Origin of the sequence: Halomonas sp. ANAO-440, from assembly GCF_019915905.1 — a bacterium.
GTDB lineage: Bacteria > Pseudomonadota > Gammaproteobacteria > Pseudomonadales > Halomonadaceae > Halomonas > Halomonas chromatireducens.
Map to the genome: position 1 here is coordinate 156,518 of NZ_JAHXBV010000004.1, position 21,204 is coordinate 177,721.

Genomic DNA, 21,204 nt, shown 5'->3' on the forward strand with positions numbered 1-21,204 from the left:
ATGTGAGGATCCGCCGGTCCGACGCTTCGGCACCGCGCAACGCAGCGATTCGCTCGCGCAGGCATTTGTGCAGTGTTTCCCTCAGGGCGTCACCGACTCGATGTAGCTCTTGATGGCCCAGATGGCGGTCTGGTCGAGATTCTCCCGAAAGGCGGGCATGCCCCGCTCGGTGCCCTTGATGACACGCTCCAGGTAGAACTCGTCATCCCACTCCTCGAGCTTGCGCAGGTCCGGCGTCAGCCCCCCCGACATGGCCTGGATGCCGTGACAGACGGCACAGTTGCCGCCATAACCACTCTCGCCCACCTGTATGGCCAGCTCATGGTAGTCGTCGTGTTGATTGCCGGGACGGAAGGGGTTCTCCATCAGCGGCGACTCGCCCAGATCGGGCAACCCCTTGGTATCGACTTCCTGCGGCGTGACATCGCCATGCCCCAGGGCAGTACCTGAAGCGCCCAGCAGCAGGCAGGCGCCGCAGATGGCGAGGGTCTTGCGCACGGGAGTGACCAGGGCGTGGGCTAGAGCATGAGTAAGGGAGGTCATGGTTCGCATGAGGGCACCTGTCGTTGTGAGTTGTTGTGAGACGTCGTAGTCGTGAGATTCGGCTGTCGAGCAAGGCCGCAGGTCGCTGGTCTGCAGCGGTGTGAGTGGAGTCTAGGTAGCGCAGCGCAGCGTGCGCAGCGCCACTTTCCGGCCTCTCGACGTCCTCCCTTGGTACTAGTCCTCTCTTCTCCCCCTGCTCCCGTCTTACGCCCTTGGAAGGAGAACAAGGGCCCCATGGTGTCATGGGACGGCACGGCGCGAAGTGCTGAACTTGACGGCATGGCCACACGGTCGGCTGTCCTGCAACCCGAAGGAGAACAACAACATGTCCGCCACCTCTTGCCGTACTCTCCCTTGCCGTACTGTCCCTGCCCGCAAGCGTCCCACCGCACGCCGCCCTGCCGCCATGGGGCTGTTGGCCCTGGCCCTGAGCCTCACCACCGGCGCGGCCCTGGCGGCCGGCGACCTGGCCAACCGGCCCGAGCGCCTGGAGCGCCTGGTGATCGGCACCGGCGAGAGCATGCTCGGGGTGTCGGTGCGTGAGCATCAACTGGAAACCGGCCAGTCCTACCGGCTGGTGATCGAAGCCACGGGCATGCAGGAGTGCGCCTGGGTGGCCCCCGGCTTCTTCAAGAATGCCTGGCTGCGCAAGATCGAGGTGGGCAACGTGGAGATCAAGGCACCCACCCTGACCGAGCTGGAGTTCGAGCGTGAAGGCGAGGCCGAGCTGTTCTTCGTGCCCATCCGCCCCGGCACCTACGAATGGGCCTGCGCGGGACTGGAGGAGCGGGGCGTGACCGGCACCTTCGTCGTGCAGTGATGCCCCGTTTTCGACCCTTCTCGACCAGGAGATGTCATGGACACTTCCCAGCACATGCGACGCCTTGTCTACGGACTGGCACTAGGTGGCTGGCTGCTGGCCCCCTTGGCCAATGCCGACGAGATGAGCCTGCGATATGGCTACCTGCAGTGGCAGCCCGATCGCGGCCCGGCACTGGCCCAGTTGACCCCCGAGCCCGAGGATTCGGGCCTGCAGGGCGCCCGCCTGGGGATCAGCGACAACATGAGCACTGGCCGCTTCCTCGGCCAGAACCATGAACTCGAGAGCATGGTTGCCGCCAGCGAGGACGCCTTGCTGGAAGCGCTCTCGGCCATGCTCGAGGACGATATCGGCCTGATAGTGCTGAACGTGCCGGCGCAGACCCTGCGCAAGGCCGTCGAGATCAACGGCGACCAGGCCCTGCTGTTCAACGCGGGGGCCCGGGATGTGTCGCTGCGCCTCGACGACTGCTCACCCTACTTGCTGCATACAGCCCCCAGCCACGCCATGTTGACCGATGCCCTGGCCCAATGGCTCAGCTGGCGGCGCTGGCGCTCGGTGTTCCTGATCAGCGGCCAGTCTGAAGACGACCAGGCCTGGGCCGATGCCTTCCGCCGATCCGCCGAGAAATTCGCCTTGCGGGTGGTCGCCGACAAGGAGTGGACCTTCGAGGCCGACATGCGTCGCAACGCGTCCGCCGAGCTGCCGCTGTTCACCCAGGGGCCCGACTATGACGTGGTGGTAGTCGCCGACGAGCGCAACGACTTCGGCGATTTCGTGCCCTTCAATACCTGGCTGCCTCGTCCCGTGGCCGGCACCCAGGGCATGGCGGCGGATGCCTGGCACCCCGCCGTGGAAGCCTGGGGAGCGGCACAGCTGCAGAACCGCTTCCACAAGCAGGCCGAACGCCACATGACCGGCACCGACTATGCCGCCTGGGCGGCGATACGCGCCGTGGGCGAGGCGGTGACCCGTACCGAAAGCGACGACATGCCAACTCTGCGCGACTACCTGCTCGGCGACGACTTCGAACTGGCCGCCTTCAAGGGTCGTCCGCTCAGCTTCCGCGAATGGAACGGTCAGCTGCGCCAGCCGGTGCCTCTCGCCCACCCCAACAGCCTGGTGGGCATGGCGCCCTTCGAAGGCTTTCTGCATCAGCACACCGAGCTCGACACCCTGGGCTACGACCGCCCGGAAAGCCGCTGCCGCCTGCGCGACTGAGTCCCGCTCCCCGACCTACACCGAAGGAACCGACCATGAAAATCACCACCCGCGTAGCCACCCTCTGCCTGACCCTGGGCCTCTCCACACCGCTATGGGCCCAAAGCCTGGCCTATGTCTCCAATGAGCGTGACAACACCATCTCGGTCATCGACATGGCCTCCCTCGAGGTGATCGACACGATCGCCGTCGGCCAGCGCCCGCGGGGCATTCTGCTGTCGCCCGACGAAGACCTGCTCTACATCTGCGCCAGCGACGACGACACCGTGGAGATCCTCGACCTGGCAACCCGACAGGTCATCGACACCCTGCCCTCCGGCGAGGATCCCGAGCAGTTCGCCCTGCACCCCAACGGCCGGCATCTCTATATCGCCAACGAGGATGACGCCCTGGTCACCGTGCTGGACGTGGAAACCAAGCGCGTGCTGGCACAGATCGAAGTGGGCATCGAGCCAGAAGGCATGGGCGTCAGCTACGACGGCCGCTGGGCGGTGAACACCAGCGAGACCTCCAACATGCTGCACTGGATCAACACCGAGACCTTCGAGATCGAGAAGAACATCGTCATCGGCGCCCGCCCGCGCCACGTGGAGTTCACCCACGACGATGCACTGCTGTGGGCCTCGGCGGAGATCGGCGGTACCGTGCATATCATCGATGTGGAGAGCCTCGAAGAGATTCACACCATCGACTTTCGCATCCCCGGCGTGAACCAGGACCGCGTCCAGCCTGTCGGCATACAGCTCACCTCCGACGGTCGCTATGCCTTCGTCGCCCTTGGGCCGGCCAATCACATCGCGGTGGTGGATGCTCAGACCTTCGAGGTGCTCGACTACCTGTTGGTGGGCGCCCGGGTATGGCAGGTGGCGCTGAGCCCCGACGAGAAGACCCTGCTGACCACCAATGGCGTCAGCGGCGATGTCTCGGTGATCGACGTCGACAAGCTCGAGGTGGTCAAGACCATCAGCGTGGGGCGCTTCCCCTGGGGCGTGCGCATCACCTCGGGTACCGAGTCGTGATCATGGAAGCCCGGGGCATCGGCTATCGCTATCGGCGCCAGCCCGTCCTGCAGGAGGTCAGCTTCACGCTGGCCTCCGGTCGTTTCCACGCCTTGCTCGGGCCCAACGGGGCCGGCAAGTCGACCCTGTTCGGCCTGATGACCCGCCTTCTCGCCCTGCAGCAGGGCGACCTGCGTCTCGGCGAGCGGTCGCTAAGGCATCAGCCCGCCGCCGTGATGCGCCATATCGGGGCCGTCTTTCAGCAGAACGCCCTGGACCTTGACCTCAGCGTGAGCCAGAACCTGCTCTACCATGCGGCCTTGCACGGCATGTCGCCGCGTGAGGGTCGGCGACGCTGCGGCGAGGAGCTGGAGCGCCAGCGGCTGACCGAACATGCCCGCATGCCGGTACGCCGGCTCAACGGCGGCCACCGCAGGCGGGTGGAGATCGCCCGTGCCATGCTGCACAGCCCTGCCCTGCTGCTGCTCGACGAGCCCACCGCCGGGCTCGATCTCGACAGCCGAGCGGCCCTCGGTGCCCACGTTCGCCAGCTATGCCGGGATCGCCAGGTCACCGTGCTCTGGGCGACCCATCTCATCGAGGAGATCGCGCCGGAGGACCAGGTTCTGGTGCTGCATCGCGGGCGCCTGCTGGCCGACGAGCCGGGCGATGCGCTTTGCCGACGACACGGTGGCATCAGCCTCACCGACACCTTCAACGCCTTGACCCGGGAGGCACTCGCATGACGCCGCGCGACTACTGGTACTGCTTCGTCGGGGTGCAGAAGCGGGAGTGGCTGCGCTTCTGGCAGCAACGCACCCGGTTTGCCAGCGCCCTGGTGCGCCCCTTGCTGTGGCTGGTGGTGTTCGCCGCGGGCTTTCGCATGGTGCTGGGGGTATCGATCATTCCCCCCTATGTGACCTACATCACCTACGAGACCTATATCGTGCCCGGCCTGTGCGGCATGATCATCCTGTTCAACTCGATGCAGGGCGCGCTCTCCATGGTCTACGACCGTGAGCTGGGCTCCATGCGCGTCTTGCTCACCAGCCCGCTGCCTCGCCCCTTCCTGCTCTTGACCAAGCTGCTGGCCATGGGCAGCGTCTCGGTCATCCAGGTCTATGTCTTCCTTCTGATCGCCCGCTGGGGCGTCGGCGTGCGCCCACCCCTGGAAGGCTACCTGGCGGTGCTGCCGGCGCTGCTGCTGGCCGCGCTGATGCTGGGTGCCCTGGGCCTGCTGATCGCCACCTGGGTCAAGCAGCTGGAGAACTTCGCCGGGGTGATGAACTTCGTGATCTTTCCCATGTTCTTCCTCTCCTCGGCGCTCTATCCGCTATGGCGCATGCAGGAGGCGAGCCCCTGGATCTACCAACTGTGCCAGCTCAATCCCTTCACCCATGCGGTGGAGCTGGTGCGTTTTGCCCTCTACGGGCAGTGGAACGGCGAGGCGGTGGCCATCACCCTCGGCGTGACCCTAGCCCTTTCGGCGCTGGCCATCGGCGGCTTCCAGCCCCAGCGTACGCGGCTACTGGGCGCACACCTCAGCTAGACTCTAGACCGGGGCTCCGCCGGCCAGCGCAGCATCGGCGGCGGCCCCTCTGCCCAGCGCCTCCAAGCGCCTGGCCAGACCGGCAACTGCATCGGGGTGATTGTCCACCGCCTCGTCATGCTCGAGGCGGGCGGGCCGCCCGGACAGATACCAGACGCGGTTGGCCAGGGCCGCGGCATCGCGCACTTCGTGGGTGACACAGATCATGGCCATACGCGGCGTCCGGTCGAGCAGCTCGCGAATCAGCGCCTGAAGCTCGGCCGCCCGGTGTGGATCGAGGGAGGCGAATGGCTCATCCAGCAGGAGAAGCTCGGGGCTCACCGCCAGGCAGCGCGCCAACGCGGCACGCCGGGCCATGCCCAGCGAGAGCTGGTCGGGAAAGTGTGCGCCATAGCCGTCGAGTCCGACCTGCGCCAGCAGCGAACTCACCTGGTCGCTGCGTACACCGACCAGCCGCAGGTTGTCGTGCAGCGTGCGCCAGGGCAGCAGGCGGTGCTCCTGGAACAGGTAGCCGATGCGCAGCGCAGGGCGCGGCTGTCCAGTCTCCAGGCCGGCCAGACGATTGAGCAGCGTGGTCTTGCCTGTGCCGGAAGGGCCCAGCAGGCAGATGCGGTCGCCGTGGTGAATGCGCAGCGTCATGGGCGACAGGACGGGATGGTCGGGAGGCGTGGCGAAATCAAGCATGCTGGGCTCCCGAGCGGCGCCAGCGCGAGGCACGCCGCTCCAGCGGTTGCAGGATGACGAGCTCGATCAGCTGCACGATGGCAATGAAGGCCAGGCTGTAGGCCAACAGGCCGGCCACGTCGAAGACCTGAAAGGCCAGGTGCAGCTGGAAACCGACCCCGTCGGAGCGCCCCAGCAGCTCGACCACCAGGACGATCTTCCAGATCAGCGCCAGGCCGCCTCGGGTGGCCGCCATCAGGTAGGGAAACAGCTGGGGCACCCAGACGTGCAGCAGCCGCTGGCCGGGCGAGAACGCGTAGACCCGGGCCATCTGTTCCAGTCGCGGATCCAGGCTGCGCGCCCCCTCACGCAGCGTGACGGCCACGTTGGGTATCTTGTTGATGACAACCGCGAGTATCGCGGCGGCCTCCACCAGGCCGAACCAGACGTAGAGCAGGATGATCAGCACCAGCGCCGGCAGGTTGAGCAGCAGCACCAGCAACGGGTCGAGTAGCGCATTGACCAGCGGCAATCGTCCCATGGCGATACCCACCAGGGCACCCAACGCCATGGCCAGGGTGAAGCTGATCGCCACCCGCTGCAGGGTTATCGCCAGGTGACGCTGCAGTTCACCGCTGGCCGCCTCATGCTGCAGGGTATGCAGTACGGCCAGCGGCGAAGGCAGTAGCGAGGTGTCGAGCTGCCAGGCCATCAGCCACCAGAACACCACCAGCAGTGGCAGGACGACCCAGTAGGCCAACGGCGACGCCTTCACCGTTCGTCACTCGGCGCCTGGACGAACAGCGACGCGGGCATCGTCTCGCCCGGCCTCACGCCGGCCAGTTCCAGCAGCCGCTGCAGCGCCTGGATACGCGGCGCGTCCAGCGGCTCGGGAATGCCCTGCACGTAACCCTGGCGCAGCGCTTCGAAGTGGTCATCGTCGCTGACACGCATGAGCGGACGCAGGGCCGCCCAGTGCTCCGGCTCGTCGCGCAGTTCCCGCTTGGTATGCGCTACGGCGCGGGCAAACTGCGTCACCAACGCCTCCTGTTCGAGCGCCCAAGCCTCGTGAAAGACATAGCCAAGGATCGGCAGCCCCGTGGGGATATCCAGGCTAGCCAGCACCGATGCCATGGGCAGCGCCACTTCGGCGTCGCCCGCGGCCGTCAGCTCGGCGGCGAAATGCCAGAAGGTCACCAGTACATCGAGCTGGCCGCGCTTGAGCGACTGGCTCAGCAGCGGCGGCGCGCCGAACTGCACCCGGGCCTCGCGCTCCAGCGCGATGCCCCGGGCCTGTGCCGCACGTGTCAACAGCACCCAGCTCTTGCTGTCGGGGCCGCCGGCCACGCCGATGCGCTTGTCGCGCAGATCCTCGATATCGCGGATGACCTGCCCCGGTGCCGCCAGCACATCGCCCAGCTGGGAAGAGTAGGGTAGATAGCGAAAGGACTGACCGGCCTCATGGCGGGCCTGGGCCCAGGTCAGGTCGACCACGGCCCCGTCCACATCGCCGCTGGAGACGGCGATGCGCGAGGCCGGCAGGTTGGCCACCAGGCGTACCTGCAGGTCGAATCCCGCCTCTCGATCGAAGCCATGCCGCTTGAGGTGATCGAGCTCCCAGTGGGCGGTGCCGAACTGCAGCACGCTGAGCCGCAGCGTCGGCAGCTCGGCATGCAGGGATTCGGCACCTCCCAGCAGCAGTACGACGATCAGGGTGCGTACCAGCGCAAGGGGTGTAAGCGGGGTGCGTAATGTCATGTGGTCAGCCTAGGGGGCTACCCGCCGCGGCAGAATAGTACTTTCGTGCCTGTCACCTCGCGACAAAGGTGCAATTCCGATGCCGTATAAAAGACGGTCCCATAGGAGCATCAGCCCACAGGATCATGCCCATGGTGGTCGCGAAGCGGCATCTGGCCACGCTGCTCTTGCCAGCGCTCTGCTCGACACTCCCCCTCGCCTCGGCAGCGATGGATGACCCCTTGCTCTTCTCCGAGCAAGGCTATCGCATCGACCGCTACCGCAGCCCCACCCCCGAGACGGCACCCGGCGCTGCCACGGTGGACACGGGTGAGGTCGTGGCCCTGTTGAATGCCACGCCGCCAGCGCTGCCGGTGGATGTGATCAATCTCACCTTTCACCACGGCCGGTTCCTGCAGACCGAGCCCCACCGCTCGCTGCCAGGCGCACTTTGGCTCCCCAACACAGGGCTGGGTCATTTGAGGGACGATTGGTACTACAGCCGTCATGACTGGGTGGGCTACCTGCTCAACGAGGTCACCGTCGCCAGCGGCAATGACATGAGCCATCCAATCGTGGTGGTCTGCCGTTCCGACTGCTGGCTATCCTGGAACGCCGTCAAGCGCCTTGCCGAAGCGGGATTTCAACGACTTTACTGGTATCGTGATGGCATCGACAGCTGGGAAGCCGCCGGCCACCTCCTGGAGACCGCCACGCCAAGCCCACCACCCTTTGCCAAAGCCGAGTCTCCCTGAAGCATTGCCACGAGGATAACAACAAGATGGATGAGCCTACTCCTGCCTATCGCATCCTGATCGCCGACGACCATCCGCTGTTTCGTGAGGCAATCGCGCGGGTGGTCGGCGCTGGCTTCCCCGGCAGCGAGCTGCTGGAGACCGAGAATCTGGAAGCGACCCTGGCCTTGACCGCCGACGAAGAGGATCTCGACCTGATCCTGCTCGATCTCAACATGCCCGGCATGAGCGGCCTGACCGGGCTGATTCAGCTGCGCAACGAATCGCCCACCATTCCGGTAGCGATCATTTCCGCCGAGGAGGACAAGAGCGTCATGCTGCAGGCGGTCTCCTGCGGTGCCGTGGGCTTCCTCACCAAGTCATCCCCCAAGGAGCAATTGATCAAGGCCATCACGCAGATACTCGAAGGCAACATCTATCTCCCCTCCGATATCATGCGTGCCAGCAACACCCGCCCACAGGAGCCGAACGAGCGCAGCATCACCCCGGAGCAGCTAGAAACGTTGACCCGCAAGCAACTGCAGGTGCTGGAGCATATGACCCGTGGGGAGTCGAACAAGATGATCGCCTACCATCTCAACATCGCCGAAACCACGGTGAAAGCCCACGTCTCGGCCATCCTGCGTAAGCTCGGGGTCAGCAACCGCGTGCAGGCGATTCTCTCGGCCAGCGACATCGACTTCAGCCGCTACCTGCGCAAGCCTTGAAGCTCCCCCGCGGTGGCTTCGAGCGGGGCATCGGCCACCAACTGCTGCAGCGTGGTGCGCAGCCGCAACGGCTTGACCGGCTTGTTGAGCAGCTGGAATCCGAGCGAGCGAACCTGCTGGCGCAGCTCACGGCTATGGTCGGCAGTGATCACCAGGACCGGAAGCGGACGCTTGCGCATGGCGTTGATACGCTCCGCCAGATCGAGGCCATTGCATTCATGGTCCAGGTGATAGTCCACGATCAGCGCATCGGCGCCCTCTTCCGCCAGGCAGGCAAGCTGTGACAGGCGAGTTTCGCTTTCGGCCACGATGACCTTGCAACCCCAACGCTCCAGCAGGTGGCGCATCGCCAGGCAGATGGCCGGATCGTTGTCCACCACCCACAGGCATCTCCCGGCCAGCTCCCGCCCCACCCCGCTGACGACCACCGGCCGGGGCTGGCCGGCCGGGAGCTGCTGCGCATAGGGCAGCAGCACGCCGAACAGGGTGCCGCGGCCGATCTGCGAGCTCACGCGTACCGGCTGGTGCAGCATGCGCGAGATCTTGTCGACGATGGAAAGACCGAGCCCCAGGCCACGATCCCGAGCCGAAGCGGTCTGCAGGCGCCGAAACTCCTGAAAGATCAGCTCACGCTCCTCGTCGGGAATGCCGCAACCGGTATCCAGTACCTGGATCTCCAGCCCCTCCCGGCGACGCCGACAGCCCAGCAGCAAATGGCCGCCTGGCGTGTAGCGTATGGCGTTGCTCAAGAGGTTGCGTATCACCCGGGCCATCAGCGAGATATCACTTCTGACGATCGCCGATGACGGAACGTAATGGAACGCCAGGCCTTCGCTGGCCGCCACCTGACGGTACTCCCGAGCCAGACCGTCGAGCAGATCACGGATGGCAAAGGGAGCCATCTCGGGCGTGATCACCCCGGCATCCAGCTTGGAGATGTCCACCAGCGTGCCGAGCAGTGTCTCCACATCCTTGAGCGAGTGACCCACCTGCTGGATCAGCTCCAGGTTGGTCGCCGACATCTCCTGCTCCACCAGCGCCCCCACGAACAGCCGCGCGGCATTGAGCGGTTGCAGCAGGTCATGGCTGACCGCCGCGAGAAACTTGGTCTTGGAGAGATTGGCCGCCTCGGCCTCGGTCTTGGCCTCGCGCAGCTGGCACTCGGCTGCCAGGCGCTCCTCGATTTCTCCGCGCAGCTGCGCATTGACGCGGGTCAGCTCCGCGGTGCGTTCGCGCACACGCTGCTCGAGGTTCTGGTAGGCATGGTGCAAGGCCTCGGCGGTACGGCGCTGCTCGGTGATGTCGCGGACGAGCACGAAAAAGCCGATGACGCTGCCATCGCTGTCGCGGTGCGGCACGTAGGCGCGAAGCAACACCCGCTGTTCGCCGGCGACGTTCTGCTCGGGCAGTTCGAAACTGATACGCTCTCCGGCCAGTACGCGCTGCAGATACGGCATCAGCCGCGCACAGTGCTCCGCCGAATGCAGGTCACCCAGAGTGGAGCCCAATGGCAGGTCGTGGGGCCAGCCGTACCACTCCTCGTAAACGCGGTTGGTGAAGACGTAACACAACTCACGATTCAGGTAGGCGATCATTGCCGGCACCTGATCGGTGATGGTGCGAATCCAGCGCTCCCGTTCGGCCACCGCCTCGGCCTGCCGAATACGCTCGGTGATGTCGGTATAGGTGAGCACCTGGCCGCCGCCAGGCATGGGATGGCCGCGTACCTCGACCACGCGTCCATCGCTGAGGCGGCGCTCGCAGGCCGGCAGTATCGCCTGCATATCCGCCGGGTCGAGCAGTTCACTGGTGGCTTCCAGAGACGCCAGCGCTACCGGCAGCATCAGCCCACCGAGGCCGGTGAGCTGCGAGAAGCGCTGGTTGTGCATCTCCAACTGGCCGCCATGGGTAATCACCGCCACGCCTTGGGAGAGACTGTCGAGGGTGGCCTGCAAGAGGCGCGACTTCTGGGCCAGGGCATGCTCACGCTGGGCGTGCTCATGACGCTTGAGCTCGGTGATATCCACATACAGGAACACGCGCCCCCCACCGCAGATCGGCCGCTGGTTGACCTGCACCCAGCGGCCGTCGTGCAGCTGATAGACGGTGCGCCCCTCACGCTGTTTCAGCTGCTCCTTGACGACCAGCCCGGAGGTGAGCGCCAGCCGCCGCAGCTCCTCCAGCGACATGCCGGCCCGAATTTCGATACCGGCCGGTCGCCAGAACTCGGCGAAGCGGCTGTTGAAATGCTGTATACGCTGGTCGGCACCGAACAGCACGAAGGCGTCGGTAATGCTTTCAATGGCGTCAACCAGATACTGGTTGGCCTGCTCGGCGCGCTTGCGAGCCTCGCCCAGCAGTCTATTGCTGGCACGCAGCTCATCCAGGGTCTGGTTGAGGGCGCGGGTGCGCTCGCGGACCTGCTCGGCAAGCAGAGCGGCATGCTCGAAGGCGGCATAGGGCGCGATGCGCGGCAGATTGCTCGACTCAACCCGCTCGATCAGGGCCGCGTTGATGCGCTCGAGCTTGGCAACCTGACGCTCCAGCTCACGTTCGCGTTCAGAGATCATGGCGGGACCGACCGATGAAGACGCCGCTGAAGGTCTGGTTCAAGTGCAGGCCGTTGCAGTGCTCACCATAGGTGTTGAAGCCGAGGATACGCTGGCGCCGATAGAACTCCCCGGCGGCCGGCTGCAGCCCCGCCTGCTCGAGCTCCAGGCGACGCAAGAAGCAGTCACAGGCGAGAATGCATTCAGCCGGCCCCAGGCGCTCGACGATGGCCTCAACCTCGCAGGCGAGATCCTCCAGCAGGTCCGTGCCCTGCATGGCGGTCATGACGATGCCGGTCTCCACAGCACAGTAGAAGTTCAGACTGAGGTCGCAGTTGACGCCCTGGATGGCACGCACATAGGTCTTGTCATGGAGCCTGACTGCCAACGGATGCCGGGCGAACACCTCAGGGCCCAGCGCCTCGACGGGACAGCCCACCAGTCGCGCATACTCCTGCGCAGCAGGCTCGGCGTTGAGCTCCAGCACCCTGCGCCCCTCGCTGTCGGCGGCCGTCACTACCAGTTTCTCGCCGCGGGGCCGCAGGTGGTGGGTCGAGAGCACCTCGAAATCCAGCGCGGTGTTGATCATCAGCACGACCGCCGCCTGGGCGTGAAAGGTGCCTTCGCCATAGACATGCGTTCCGGTCAGGCGATTGTCGTCCCCGGCGCTGCCGCCGAAGTGAGGAATACCCGCCAGCACCGAGGTCAGGGTCAGCAGCACCTGTTCCTCGCAGGCCGAGAGGCCGTCGAGCAGGGTCATGGCGAAAGTGTGCCCCTTCAGCGGAGCCACGCCATGGCGCAGGCAGTGATCGAACAGTTGATCGGTAATACACTGGGCATCGATCAGCGTGAAACGATCCAGCTCATGGATCAGGCGGTAGTCGAGGGTAAAGGCACGGCGGTCGAAACCCAGTGCCACGATGGAACCCCGAGAGTAGCCATCGATACCCAGCTCCCCCGCCGTGGTACAGCCACACATCTTGACGCCCTCCAGGTGGGCTTTCAGGGCAGTGGCCAGGGCGGGCAGGTCATACTCCGCAGAGCAGAAGAACAGCACCCCCTCCAGGTCGGGGTGAAGCAGCTGGCTGGCGAGGTACTGTGCCGCCCGCTCCGGATCGCGGAGGGAGGACTGGGCCACACGCAGCGACGCATCCTGCGGGGCATCCACTTCCGAGACCGCTAATGGCATTGGCATGGCTGGTCTCTCTCGATCCAAGGTCCGGCTTTCAGTCTATGTCTTGATGCAAAGCAGCAACATAGCACTTCAGTGTCGAAGCGAGGCCGCGGCGCCAGGACCAAAGTCGTAGACTGCTCTCAATGCCGCTCATCGCCGAGCAGCTGGCTGAGAACGGCCCGCAGCTTGCCCGGCCGCACCGGCTTGTGCAGCACAGGAATGCCTGCCTCGGCCAGGGTTCGCCGCCAGGCCTCGGAGCGATCCGCCGTGATCACCACCGCCGGCAGCGCAGGCTGCTGCCAGTGCCGGCGGAGCTTCTCCACCAGGAAATCGCCCATTTCGCCGCCGTCCAGGTGCAGGTCGACCAGCAGCACGTCAGGCGGCTCATGCAGCTGTGCCAGTGCCTCTGCCAGGTCGTGGGCAACGCGACAGTCCATGCCCCATTGCTCGAGCAGTGCCTGCATGCCCATCAATATTCGGCTGTCATTGTCGACCACCAGCATGCGCCGCCCCTGCAGGGGACTCAACTGCAGAGAGGCCAACGGCGCGGCCTCCTGCGAGGAAGATGGCCGACAGATCGGCACACGCACGGCAAAGCACGAGCCGTGCCCCGGCGTCGAATCCACACTCACCGTCGCGTCCAGCCGCTGGCAGATCCGCTCGACGATGGCCAGGCCCAGGCCCACCCCCTGCCGATTGCGCGCTTGCTCCGCGTTGAGCTGGTGATACTCCTCGAAGATGGCCTGAAGCTGGTCGGCAGGAATGCCGGGGCCCGTGTCATGCACTTCGAGGGAGACGACATCCCCCACATGACGCACGCCGAGCAGCACACTGCCGGACTCGGTGTAGCGGCAGGCATTGGAGAGCAGGTTACGCAGCACCCTGCCCAGCAGTCGGAAATCGCTGTTGACGCAGACCGAGCTTTCCACGCAGCGAAAGCGCAGCGCCTTGCGCTGGGCACGCGGGGCATACTCGGCCACCAGGCCATCGAGCATGCGCGAGATGGGGAAGCATTCCAGCTGCGGCTGAATACGCTCCTGGTCGAGCCGCGCAATGTCGAGCAGGTCGGTGAGCAGCTCCTCGGCGCCTTCCAGGGAGAGATGAATGCTGTCGACCAGGCGGCCGCTATCGCCATCGAGCTCCCGCTCGCGCAGCGTGGATACCAGCAGACGCGCCGCATTGAGCGGCTGCAGCAGGTCGTGGCTGGCCGCCGCCAGGTAGCGATCCTTGCTGCGGTTGGCTTCCTGGGCCAGGTCCCGCGCCGCGCGCAGCTGCTCCTCCATCAGGCGCCGCTCGGCCACCTCGCCGGCCAGATCGGCGTTGAGCTGCTCCAGCAGTTGGGTGCGCTCCTGCACCCGGGCCTCGAGGCGTGCGTTGAGCGCCAGCAGCTCCTGGCGGGCCCGCTCACGCTCGGTGATATCGGCAACGAAGCCCTCGACCAGGATCTCATCGCCCCGGTCCGGCTTGCTCAGCAGGGTCAGGGCGACCGGCACCCGCCGGCCGTCGCTTCCGGCAAGCCAGGTGGTATGCCCCTGCAGGTGGCCCTGCCGGTGCAGCAGCAACGCCACCCGCTCCGCCTCCTCGGGCTCGGCAAACAGCGCCTCCAGCGATGCGCAGCGGCTCAGCGTCGTCGCCACGTCGCCATCGCCCAGCATTGCAGCCAGGGCCGGATTGGCTGCCAGGAGGCGCCCGCCCAGGGAGGCCTGGAAAATGCCGTGCAGGGCATTCTCGAACAGCCACTTGTAGCGGTTGCGCTCGGCCTCGAGCTCGGCCATGCGCGCCGTCAGCTCGGGGTAGTAGCTCTTGCGCGCCGACTGCTGGCCAAGCCCCAGCAGCTGGCTGACCGAGTAGCCGTCGGGGTCGTTCACCTTCTTCATCGGGCATACGACCGCAGCATCACAGGGCCTCCTCGAAGACCACCTGCACGTCCCTCGAACCGGAGCGGCGCGGATTGGTCAGGATGCAGGGATCCTCGAGAGCATGGCGGGTCAGGAAGGGCACGTCGCTGGTGCTGACGCCAACCCGGCCGAGACTTCCCGTCAAGCCGACGGCACGCTTGAGCGCAATCAGGTGATCGATCAGCCGGGCCCGCACCTGACGACTCGTCAACCCACGGCAATCGATGCCCAGCGTCTCGGCAATGCGGGTAAAGCGCTCCGGAGCCGCCTCGAAGTTGTAGGCCACCACGTGCTCGAGCAGCAGCGAGTTGCACAGCCCATGGGGCAGGTCCAGGAAGCCACCCAGGCTATGTGACATGGCGTGCACCGCCCCGAGGATGGCGTTGGAGAAAGCCAGCCCCGCCTGCATGCTGCCGAGCATCACCTGGGCACGCAGCTCGAGGTTCTGCGGGTCGGCCACCAGCGCGACGAGATGACCATTGATCAAGCGCATCGCCTCCAGGGCGTGGGCATCGGTGAGCGGCCCACTACCGGTGGAGACGAAGGCCTCGATAGCATGCACCAGTGCATCGACACCGGTGCAGGCCGTCAGGAATGGGCTCATGGTCAGGGTGACCTGGGGATCGATCAGCGAGACGTCCGGCACCACGGACTTGCTGACGATGGAAAACTTCATGCGCCGCTGCTGATCGGAAATGATCGCGAACTGGGAGATGTCCGCCGAGGTGCCCGCGGTGGTGGGCACGAAGATCAGTGGCGGAATGGGCACCCGCAGGGTGTCGACGCCCTCGAACTCCAGGATGTGGCCATCATGGGCAACGACGATGCCGATACCCTTGGCGCAGTCCATGGGGCTGCCGCCACCGATGGCCACGATAGCCTGGGCGCCCATCTCGCGATACGCCTCTGCACCCGCCATCACCTCCTCGATCCGCGGATTGGGCGAGACCGATACAAAGCGCTGGCAGGCGATACCGTGGGCCGCCAAATCCGCCTCCACGTCCGCGACCCAGCCGGCCAGAACAACGCCAGGGTCCGATACCAGCAGCACGCGCTCGGCGCCGAAGGTATCCACGTAGTTGGCCACGGCACGGCGTGCGCCGTCGCCGAAGATGATCTCGGGAGCCACGAACTTGCGCAGCTGGGTAATGCTGGTAGCCATGCCGGGTATCTCCCGCTTGACGCTGCCCATCACCGGGACCCGGCCATGGTCAGCGGCGTCTTGTTATCGTGTCGTCACGGGATTTCTGGCCCATGTTATGGGGCATCCCGTTCCGGCGCCCTTCGCCCTTGGTCGCGTATGGCCTAACCGCGACAAAGGATGCGCGAGTTGCGGGCATGACGCGATATCAACCCCTCCACCTCTCGGTGATCGGTGCTCGACTCGTCCAAAGCCTGTACGATCAGCTCATGTCGCGGCGATATGCTGCATACCGGATCGGTGGCCGCCGCATCGCCCGTCAACAGATAGGCCTGGCAGCGGCAGCCGCCGTGATCCTGGTGACGCTCGCTGCATCCACGACAGGGCTCGGGCATCCAGGCGTCGCCACGAAAGCGGTTGAAGGCGTCGCTGGCGTACCAGATATCCTTCAGCGATGCGTCGCGCACGCTGGGAAAGGGCATGGGCAGCTCACGGGCACTGTGACACGGCAGCACGGTGCCATCCGGAGCCACCGTCATGAAGATGGCGCCCCAGCCGCCCATGCACGCCTTGGGTCGCTCGGCATGGTAGTCGGGCACCACGAACAGCAAGCGCATATTGCGCCCTCGCGCAGCCAGGCGCTCGCGCCACTCCCAGGTCACCGCCTCGGCGCGCTCGACCTGGGCACGGCTCGGCAGCAGGCCGGCACGATTGAGCCTGGCCCAGCCGTAGTACTGGCAGCTGGCCAGCTCCACGGCATCAGCACCCAGTTCGTCGCACAGGGCAATCACCCGATCGATGTCATCGATATTGTGGCGATGCAGCACCACGTTGAGCACCATGGGATAGCCGGCCGACTTGACCGCGCGGGCCATGGCCAGCTTGCCGGCATAGGCCTTGGCCGAACCCGCCACGGCGGCGGCAACCTCTGCATCCGCCGCTTGCAGGCTGATCTGGATATGGTCCAGCCCCGCGTCCCGCAGCGCATCGATGCGCGCCGCCGTCAATCCCACGCCGGAGGTGATCAGGTTGGTGTAGAAGCCGAGCCGCCGGGCTTCGTCGACCAGCGCTTCCAGGTCGCGGCGCACCAGCGGTTCACCCCCCGAGAAACCGAGCTGCACGGCACCCATGGCCCGGGCCTGGCGCATCACGTCGATCCAGGCGTCGGTGTCGAGCTCGTCGCGATAGCGCGCGAAGTCGAGGGGGTTGGAACAGTAGGGACACTGCAGGGGGCAGCGATAGGTCAGCTCGGCCAGCAGCCACAGGGGCGGGCCGATGCCGCTTGCCCCGCCGGCCCGGGAGCGAACGACGTCAGTCATGATGAATCCAGCCCTGTTGCAAGGCGTCGACGAAGAACTCGATGACATCCTGGGCAAGCTCATCGCTCGACGCATCGGGATAACGCCGGGTGAGCTCGTCGATCAGCGCGGCGACATCACGCTCACCATCGACCAGCGACAGGATCGCACCGGCACTGTCGTTGAGCTGCACCATCCCCTCGGGGTAGAGCAGCACATGGCGCCCCTGGGCCTCCTCCCACTGCAGCCGCCAGCCGGGTCGCAGCGAGGGCGCCGCCAGGGCGTTCATGCCAGTCCTCGGTGAAAAACCGCTCGGTCGGTCACGCTGTGATAGGGCGGACGCCCCAGCTGGTAGGCCAGGGTCATGGCATCCAGCATGCTCCACAGCACGTCGAGCTTGAACTGCAGGATCTCCAGCGCGCGCTGCTGAGCTTCCACGGTGGTGCATACCGTCAGCGCCACTTCCAGCCCATGCTCGACATCTCGGCGTGCCTCCTTGAGGCGCTTGCGGAAGTATCCGTAGCCGGCCGCGTCGATCCAGGGGTAGTGACTCGGCCAGGTGTCCAGGCGGCTCTGGTGCGCCAGGGGAGCGAACAGCTCGGTCAGCGAGGAGATCGCCGCCTCCTGCCAGCTGGCCCGACGCACGAAGTTGACGTAGGCGTCCACGGCGAAGCGCACACCGGGGAGGACATGCTGCTGGGAGATCAGCTCCTCCCGGGGCAGGCCGACCGCCTCGCCCAGGGTCAGCCACGCCTCGATGCCACCTGCATCATCGTCTCGCCCGTCGTGGTCCAGCAGTCGCTGGATCCAGCGGCGCCGTGTGGCGGCGTCCGGGCAGTTGGCCAGCAGCGCCGCGTCCTTCTGTGGAATCATCACCTGGTAATAGAAGCGATTGGCCACCCAGCCGCGGATCTGCTCCGGCGTGGCGCGCCCTTCTGCCATGTCGACCTGATAGGGATGGTGAATATGATAGTAATCCCCCTTGGCCAGCAGGGCCTGACGAAAAGCCTCGGGGGTCATGAGAGAGACTGGCGAAGAGAGAGCGGCGTTCATGTCTGGTCCTGTTAGTTGTTTGTTGTTAGCTGTAGGGCGTCGGTTTCCCTGGCATTTACAGTGACAGGCGCATTCCATCATGGGCCACGTCGATGCCGTGCCGGTCCAGCACGGCGCGCTCGGCGGCCCCTTCGTCCAGGACGGGGTTGGTATTGTTGATATGGATCAGGATGCGCCGCGTGCCTGACGGCAAGGCGTCAAGCTCTTCGATCATGCCGCCCTCCCCGGCCAGGGGCAGGTGTCCCATCTCGCGGCCGGTGGTATCGGCGATCCCGAGGCGCGACATCTCGTCGTCGTGCCATAGCGTGCCATCCACCAGCACGCAGTCGGCCCGGGCCATCAGCGCCCTTGCCTCGCGACTCGGCGCCCCCAGACCAGGCCCATAAAAGAGCGAGCCGCCCGTCAGGGTGTCGTGAAACAGCAGCCCCAGGTTGTCACCGGTGGCCGGCGCACCGCGCCGGGGAGAGTAGGGAGGGGCATTGGAGTGCAGCGACAGCGCGGTGATCGCAAGTCCCGGGCAGCTTGGCACCTCAAAGGTGCAGCAGTCGCGCTCGCCGGACAGGGCGATCTCTCTCCAGGACAGGCCTCCGTTCCAGTGTTCCAGCATGGGAAACAGCGGGAAGCCGGTGGACAGGTCGTCGTGGACACTCGCGGTGCACCAGACGTCAAGCGGACAGCCTTCGCGCAGCGACAGCAGCCCGCTGACATGATCGATCTGGGCATCCACCAGCAAGACTTCGGCAATACCACTGCCGCGCAGGCCACGCCTGGGAAAGAGTGCTGGATGGGCGCTGAGCTGGGCACGAATGTCGGGCGAGGCATTGCACAGCAGCCAGCGCTCACCGTCCATGCTGATGGCGATGGAGGATTGCGTCCTGGGGCTCAAGCCGTTCCCTCCCTGGCGCACCCCACGGCAGTTGGGGCAGTTGCAGTTCCACTGCGGAAACCCGCCCCCGGCAGCCGAACCGAGTATCAGCACCTGCATGGCGCTTCTCCTTCTTGCCCGAACGGGACCATTGCAGGCCCCGTTGGCGTGACGAGTGATCAGCGGTTGGCGATATAGAGGGTAACTTCGAAGCCGAGGCGAAGGTCGCGAAAACTAGGCTTGGTCCACATGGCATCTCTCCTGTTGGTGTTGTCGGTTTGCGCAGACGTGCCACAGCAGCGGCACAAGCCCAGTAAAGCACCCGCCGCCCTGCTCATGGGCGGTACTTTGGAAGGAGAAGCCTCCCTTCGTTGGGAGCAAACGGGAGGGAGAGCGCTAGCGCGCCCGGAGGTTGCCGGCTAGCCTCGAAAGATCCTCTTCGTGCCGGGAACTCTGATGAAACCTTACCGTCTGCTGCTGCTAGCCACCTTGGTCCATGGCCCACTCTCCTGGGCCGACGAACCGACCGCTGCGCCGACCCAGGGACGCATGATCGACAGCTATCTGGCATATGGGCAGTTCAAGATGGGACGCTATGAGCACGCTTTCGAGATCTGGCAGCGCCTGGCGATCGAAGGAAATGCCGACGCGGCGTTTCAGCTGGCAGTGATGCTGGAAGATGGCCGTGGCACACCCCCCGACCTGGAACGGGCGCTCGCTTACTACCGCCAGGCCAGTGAAGGCGGCAGCCGCCGCGCGGCGCATCGCCTTGCAGCGCTGTACGGCGAGGGTGCCTACGGCCTTGCAGCCGATCATGCCCTGCACCAGCACTACCGGAGCATTGCCGAGTCGCCGTCATCCCTGGACTGAGCTCGAATGCCACCGTCTTGAGCTCACCGTGAGGCTTTTCTAAGCTGACTAATGGGCACAGTGGTGCCGGTCAATTCTCAACTCGCCAGCAAGGAGCCAAGCGATATGCATCTGCACGGACCCCACACCCAGATTCGCTTTTCTCGCACGTCACTCAGCCTCGCCATCGCTGTCAGCCTTTCTGCAACCGGCCTGGCCAATGCCGACGTTCAGGTAACTGAAGAGGAAGTCACCACCGGGACGGAAACCGAAGAGTTCAATCTACGGGTCACCCGAGTGGTCGGCGGCATCGAACACCCTTGGGCGGTAGCTTGGCTGCCCGATGAGCGCATGCTGGTCACCGCACGTCCCGGCCAACTCTATCTGGTCGACGGCGATGAAGTGACCGAGGTCGGGAACCTGCCCAAGATCGATGCCGAAGAGGATCAGCGCACCGCACCCGAAGGCGGCAACCAGGGTGGCCTGCTGGATGTCGCGGTGCATCCCGACCACGAGAACAATGGCTGGATCTATTTCACCTACTCCAGCCCGGGCGATGACGACTCGGTCATGGGCGACGAGGAGTATGGTACCGGCACGGCCCTGGCTCGCGCCCGGCTAAGCGACGACGGCAGCGAGCTGACCGACCTGGAGACGCTCTACGCCCAGGTGCCGCGCACAGCTCCCGGCCGCCACTACGGCTCGCGTATCGTTTTTCCCGGCGACGGCAGCGTGATGTTCTCCATTGGCGACCGCGGCATTCGCTACCCGTCTCAGGATCTCACCGACCCGGGTGGCTCGATCATTCGCTTGCATGAGGATGGCGGCGCCTTCGAGGGCAATCCCTTCATCGGCGTCGAGCCAGGCAACCTGCGCCCGGAGATATTCTCCTACGGCCATCGCAACAACCAGGGTCTGGCATTGCACCCCCAAACCGGAGCGCTGTGGGCCATCGATCACGGCCCCTCCGGCGGTGGGGAGCAGCTCTATATCGCCGAGCCCGGAAGTAACCACGGCTGGCCCCAGGTCTCCTTCGGTCGCGAATACGCCACCGACGAGTTCATCGGCATCGGCGAGGAGGCACCCGGCGTCAAGCCGCCGGTGCACGTATGGGACGATACCCTGGCGCCTTCGGGTCTGGCCTTCTATACCGGTGAGGAGTTCGCCGCCTGGCAGGGCAACCTGTTCGTCGGGGCCCTCTATGCCGAGCGACTCCACCGCCTGGTGCTGGATGGCAACGAGATCGCGCATGAGGAGGTCCTGCTCGAGAACGAACTGGGGCGCATCCGCGACGTTCGCCAGGGACCGGATGGCCTGCTCTACGTGCTAACCGACGAGAGCGATGGCGGCCTTTATCGCATCGAGCCCGAGACCTGATACCTGC

The 21,204-nt window shown here is 65.6% G+C and carries 22 protein-coding genes; 9 read left to right on the forward strand and 13 right to left on the reverse strand.

All coding sequences use genetic code 11. From position 1 onward, the window contains the following. Window positions 1–81: 81 nt before the first annotated feature. Window positions 82–552, reverse strand: coding sequence for a cytochrome c-550 PedF (gene pedF, locus KZO25_RS03980; protein WP_262488834.1), 471 nt, complete (start codon window positions 550–552; stop codon window positions 82–84). 316 nt (window positions 553–868) lie between these two features. Here pedF and KZO25_RS03985 point away from each other — a divergent pair, with 316 nt between their 5' ends. Genes KZO25_RS03985 through KZO25_RS04005 form a run of 5 tightly spaced genes read left to right on the forward strand, consistent with a single transcriptional unit; the run spans window position 869 to window position 5,131 of the window. Then, entirely contained in the window at window positions 869–1,363 is a 495-nt protein-coding gene (locus KZO25_RS03985; RefSeq protein WP_262488835.1) for a copper-binding protein, read from the forward strand. Between the two features lie 36 nt (window positions 1,364–1,399). After that, the gene (locus KZO25_RS03990) at window positions 1,400–2,584 is read left to right on the forward strand and encodes an ABC transporter substrate-binding protein (protein WP_223135963.1); all 1,185 of its coding nucleotides are present in this window, start codon (window positions 1,400–1,402) and stop codon (window positions 2,582–2,584) included. Window positions 2,585–2,619: 35 nt separating this feature from the next. Then, a complete protein-coding gene (locus KZO25_RS03995) occupies window positions 2,620–3,603 on the forward strand; it encodes a YVTN family beta-propeller repeat protein (protein WP_223135964.1) in 984 nt (327 codons plus the stop codon). A 2-nt stretch (window positions 3,604–3,605) separates the two neighbouring features. After that, window positions 3,606–4,328, forward strand: a complete 723-nt coding sequence (locus KZO25_RS04000; protein ID WP_223136122.1) for an ATP-binding cassette domain-containing protein — start codon at window positions 3,606–3,608, stop codon at window positions 4,326–4,328. Continuing rightward, a complete protein-coding gene (locus tag KZO25_RS04005) occupies window positions 4,325–5,131 on the forward strand; it encodes an ABC transporter permease (protein WP_223135965.1) in 807 nt (268 codons plus the stop codon). Before KZO25_RS04000 ends, KZO25_RS04005 begins: the two co-directional genes overlap by 4 nt. A gap of 3 nt (window positions 5,132–5,134) precedes the next feature. Here the strand turns inward: KZO25_RS04005 and KZO25_RS04010 are convergent, their stop codons facing one another. From KZO25_RS04010 to KZO25_RS04020, 3 genes are read right to left on the reverse strand one after another with little or no spacing between them, the layout of a single operon-like run. Further along, window positions 5,135–5,815, reverse strand: coding sequence for an ABC transporter ATP-binding protein (locus KZO25_RS04010; protein WP_223135966.1), 681 nt, complete (start codon window positions 5,813–5,815; stop codon window positions 5,135–5,137). Beyond that, window positions 5,808–6,554 carry an ABC transporter permease gene (locus KZO25_RS04015; RefSeq protein ID WP_234292545.1) on the reverse strand — a complete coding sequence of 249 codons (747 nt, stop codon included), beginning with the start codon at window positions 6,552–6,554 and terminating at the stop codon, window positions 5,808–5,810. Before KZO25_RS04015 ends, KZO25_RS04010 begins: the two co-directional genes overlap by 8 nt. Before the next feature lie 11 nt (window positions 6,555–6,565). After that, the gene (locus KZO25_RS04020; protein ID WP_223135967.1) at window positions 6,566–7,552 is read right to left on the reverse strand and encodes an ABC transporter substrate-binding protein; all 987 of its coding nucleotides are present in this window, start codon (window positions 7,550–7,552) and stop codon (window positions 6,566–6,568) included. Window positions 7,553–7,683: 131 nt separating this feature from the next. On the opposite strand from KZO25_RS04020, the gene KZO25_RS04025 reads away from it, so the two are divergent. Continuing rightward, a complete protein-coding gene (locus KZO25_RS04025) occupies window positions 7,684–8,286 on the forward strand; it encodes a rhodanese-like domain-containing protein (protein WP_223135968.1) in 603 nt (200 codons plus the stop codon). Between the two features lie 26 nt (window positions 8,287–8,312). Then, window positions 8,313–8,993: a response regulator gene (locus KZO25_RS04030; RefSeq protein ID WP_223135969.1), complete on the forward strand. Its 681-nt coding sequence runs from the start codon at window positions 8,313–8,315 to the stop codon at window positions 8,991–8,993. On the opposite strand, the gene KZO25_RS04035 is transcribed toward KZO25_RS04030, so the two are convergent. From KZO25_RS04035 to pqqA, 9 genes are all read right to left on the reverse strand, one after another. Further along, window positions 8,975–11,563 (reverse strand): PAS domain-containing hybrid sensor histidine kinase/response regulator, encoded by a 2,589-nt coding sequence (locus tag KZO25_RS04035; RefSeq protein ID WP_223135970.1) that lies wholly within the window; start codon window positions 11,561–11,563, stop codon window positions 8,975–8,977. The two genes, KZO25_RS04030 and KZO25_RS04035, sit on opposite strands and share 19 nt — an antisense overlap. Continuing rightward, a complete protein-coding gene (nosP, locus tag KZO25_RS04040; RefSeq protein ID WP_223135971.1) occupies window positions 11,553–12,737 on the reverse strand; it encodes a nitric oxide-sensing protein NosP in 1,185 nt (394 codons plus the stop codon). Before nosP ends, KZO25_RS04035 begins: the two co-directional genes overlap by 11 nt. A 119-nt stretch (window positions 12,738–12,856) precedes the next feature. After that, entirely contained in the window at window positions 12,857–14,593 is a 1,737-nt protein-coding gene (locus tag KZO25_RS04045) for a NahK/ErcS family hybrid sensor histidine kinase/response regulator (RefSeq protein ID WP_223135972.1), read from the reverse strand. A gap of 19 nt (window positions 14,594–14,612) precedes the next feature. Then, a complete protein-coding gene (gene ercA, locus KZO25_RS04050) occupies window positions 14,613–15,776 on the reverse strand; it encodes an alcohol dehydrogenase-like regulatory protein ErcA (RefSeq protein WP_223135973.1) in 1,164 nt (387 codons plus the stop codon). Window positions 15,777–15,919: 143 nt separating this feature from the next. Then, entirely contained in the window at window positions 15,920–17,074 is a 1,155-nt protein-coding gene (gene pqqE, locus KZO25_RS04055) for a pyrroloquinoline quinone biosynthesis protein PqqE (protein ID WP_223135974.1), read from the reverse strand. Next, on the reverse strand, window positions 17,067–17,342 hold the full coding sequence (gene pqqD, locus KZO25_RS04060) for a pyrroloquinoline quinone biosynthesis peptide chaperone PqqD (RefSeq protein WP_223135975.1): 276 nt from the start codon (window positions 17,340–17,342) through the stop codon (window positions 17,067–17,069). Before pqqD ends, pqqE begins: the two co-directional genes overlap by 8 nt. Further along, window positions 17,339–18,106, reverse strand: coding sequence for a pyrroloquinoline-quinone synthase PqqC (gene pqqC / locus KZO25_RS04065; RefSeq protein WP_223135976.1), 768 nt, complete (start codon window positions 18,104–18,106; stop codon window positions 17,339–17,341). Before pqqC ends, pqqD begins: the two co-directional genes overlap by 4 nt. A gap of 55 nt (window positions 18,107–18,161) precedes the next feature. Next, entirely contained in the window at window positions 18,162–19,091 is a 930-nt protein-coding gene (gene pqqB, locus KZO25_RS04070) for a pyrroloquinoline quinone biosynthesis protein PqqB (RefSeq protein ID WP_223135977.1), read from the reverse strand. Between the two features lie 59 nt (window positions 19,092–19,150). Continuing rightward, complete coding sequence (gene pqqA / locus KZO25_RS04075) at window positions 19,151–19,222, reverse strand: pyrroloquinoline quinone precursor peptide PqqA (protein ID WP_010627037.1); 72 nt, start codon at window positions 19,220–19,222, stop codon at window positions 19,151–19,153. A 205-nt stretch (window positions 19,223–19,427) separates the two neighbouring features. Here pqqA and KZO25_RS04080 point away from each other — a divergent pair, with 205 nt between their 5' ends. Both KZO25_RS04080 and KZO25_RS04085 read left to right on the forward strand, forming a co-directional pair. Beyond that, window positions 19,428–19,841 (forward strand): tetratricopeptide repeat protein, encoded by a 414-nt coding sequence (locus KZO25_RS04080; protein ID WP_223135978.1) that lies wholly within the window; start codon window positions 19,428–19,430, stop codon window positions 19,839–19,841. A gap of 105 nt (window positions 19,842–19,946) precedes the next feature. After that, window positions 19,947–21,197, forward strand: coding sequence for a PQQ-dependent sugar dehydrogenase (locus tag KZO25_RS04085; protein WP_223135979.1), 1,251 nt, complete (start codon window positions 19,947–19,949; stop codon window positions 21,195–21,197). Window positions 21,198–21,204: the final 7 nt, after the last annotated feature.

Bases quoted from the DNA above. Each gene is read 5' to 3' on its own strand.
- pedF (WP_262488834.1), bottom strand. From the start codon at position 552: ATGCGAACCATGACCTCCCTTACTCATGCTCTAGCCCACGCCCTGGTC.
- KZO25_RS03985 (WP_262488835.1), top strand. From the start codon at position 869: ATGTCCGCCACCTCTTGCCGTACTCTCCCTTGCCGTACTGTCCCTGCC.
- KZO25_RS03990 (WP_223135963.1), top strand. From the start codon at position 1,400: ATGGACACTTCCCAGCACATGCGACGCCTTGTCTACGGACTGGCACTA.
- KZO25_RS03995 (WP_223135964.1), top strand. From the start codon at position 2,620: ATGAAAATCACCACCCGCGTAGCCACCCTCTGCCTGACCCTGGGCCTC.
- KZO25_RS04000 (WP_223136122.1), top strand. From the start codon at position 3,606: ATGGAAGCCCGGGGCATCGGCTATCGCTATCGGCGCCAGCCCGTCCTG.
- KZO25_RS04005 (WP_223135965.1), top strand. From the start codon at position 4,325: ATGACGCCGCGCGACTACTGGTACTGCTTCGTCGGGGTGCAGAAGCGG.
- KZO25_RS04010 (WP_223135966.1), bottom strand. From the start codon at position 5,815: ATGCTTGATTTCGCCACGCCTCCCGACCATCCCGTCCTGTCGCCCATG.
- KZO25_RS04020 (WP_223135967.1), bottom strand. From the start codon at position 7,552: ATGACATTACGCACCCCGCTTACACCCCTTGCGCTGGTACGCACCCTG.
- KZO25_RS04025 (WP_223135968.1), top strand. From the start codon at position 7,684: ATGGTGGTCGCGAAGCGGCATCTGGCCACGCTGCTCTTGCCAGCGCTC.
- KZO25_RS04030 (WP_223135969.1), top strand. From the start codon at position 8,313: ATGGATGAGCCTACTCCTGCCTATCGCATCCTGATCGCCGACGACCAT.
- KZO25_RS04035 (WP_223135970.1), bottom strand. From the start codon at position 11,563: ATGATCTCTGAACGCGAACGTGAGCTGGAGCGTCAGGTTGCCAAGCTC.
- nosP (WP_223135971.1), bottom strand. From the start codon at position 12,737: ATGCCAATGCCATTAGCGGTCTCGGAAGTGGATGCCCCGCAGGATGCG.
- KZO25_RS04045 (WP_223135972.1), bottom strand. From the start codon at position 14,593: ATGAAGAAGGTGAACGACCCCGACGGCTACTCGGTCAGCCAGCTGCTG.
- ercA (WP_223135973.1), bottom strand. From the start codon at position 15,776: ATGGCTACCAGCATTACCCAGCTGCGCAAGTTCGTGGCTCCCGAGATC.
- pqqE (WP_223135974.1), bottom strand. From the start codon at position 17,074: ATGACTGACGTCGTTCGCTCCCGGGCCGGCGGGGCAAGCGGCATCGGC.
- pqqD (WP_223135975.1), bottom strand. From the start codon at position 17,342: ATGAACGCCCTGGCGGCGCCCTCGCTGCGACCCGGCTGGCGGCTGCAG.
- pqqC (WP_223135976.1), bottom strand. From the start codon at position 18,106: ATGAACGCCGCTCTCTCTTCGCCAGTCTCTCTCATGACCCCCGAGGCT.
- pqqB (WP_223135977.1), bottom strand. From the start codon at position 19,091: ATGCAGGTGCTGATACTCGGTTCGGCTGCCGGGGGCGGGTTTCCGCAG.
- KZO25_RS04080 (WP_223135978.1), top strand. From the start codon at position 19,428: ATGAAACCTTACCGTCTGCTGCTGCTAGCCACCTTGGTCCATGGCCCA.
- KZO25_RS04085 (WP_223135979.1), top strand. From the start codon at position 19,947: ATGCATCTGCACGGACCCCACACCCAGATTCGCTTTTCTCGCACGTCA.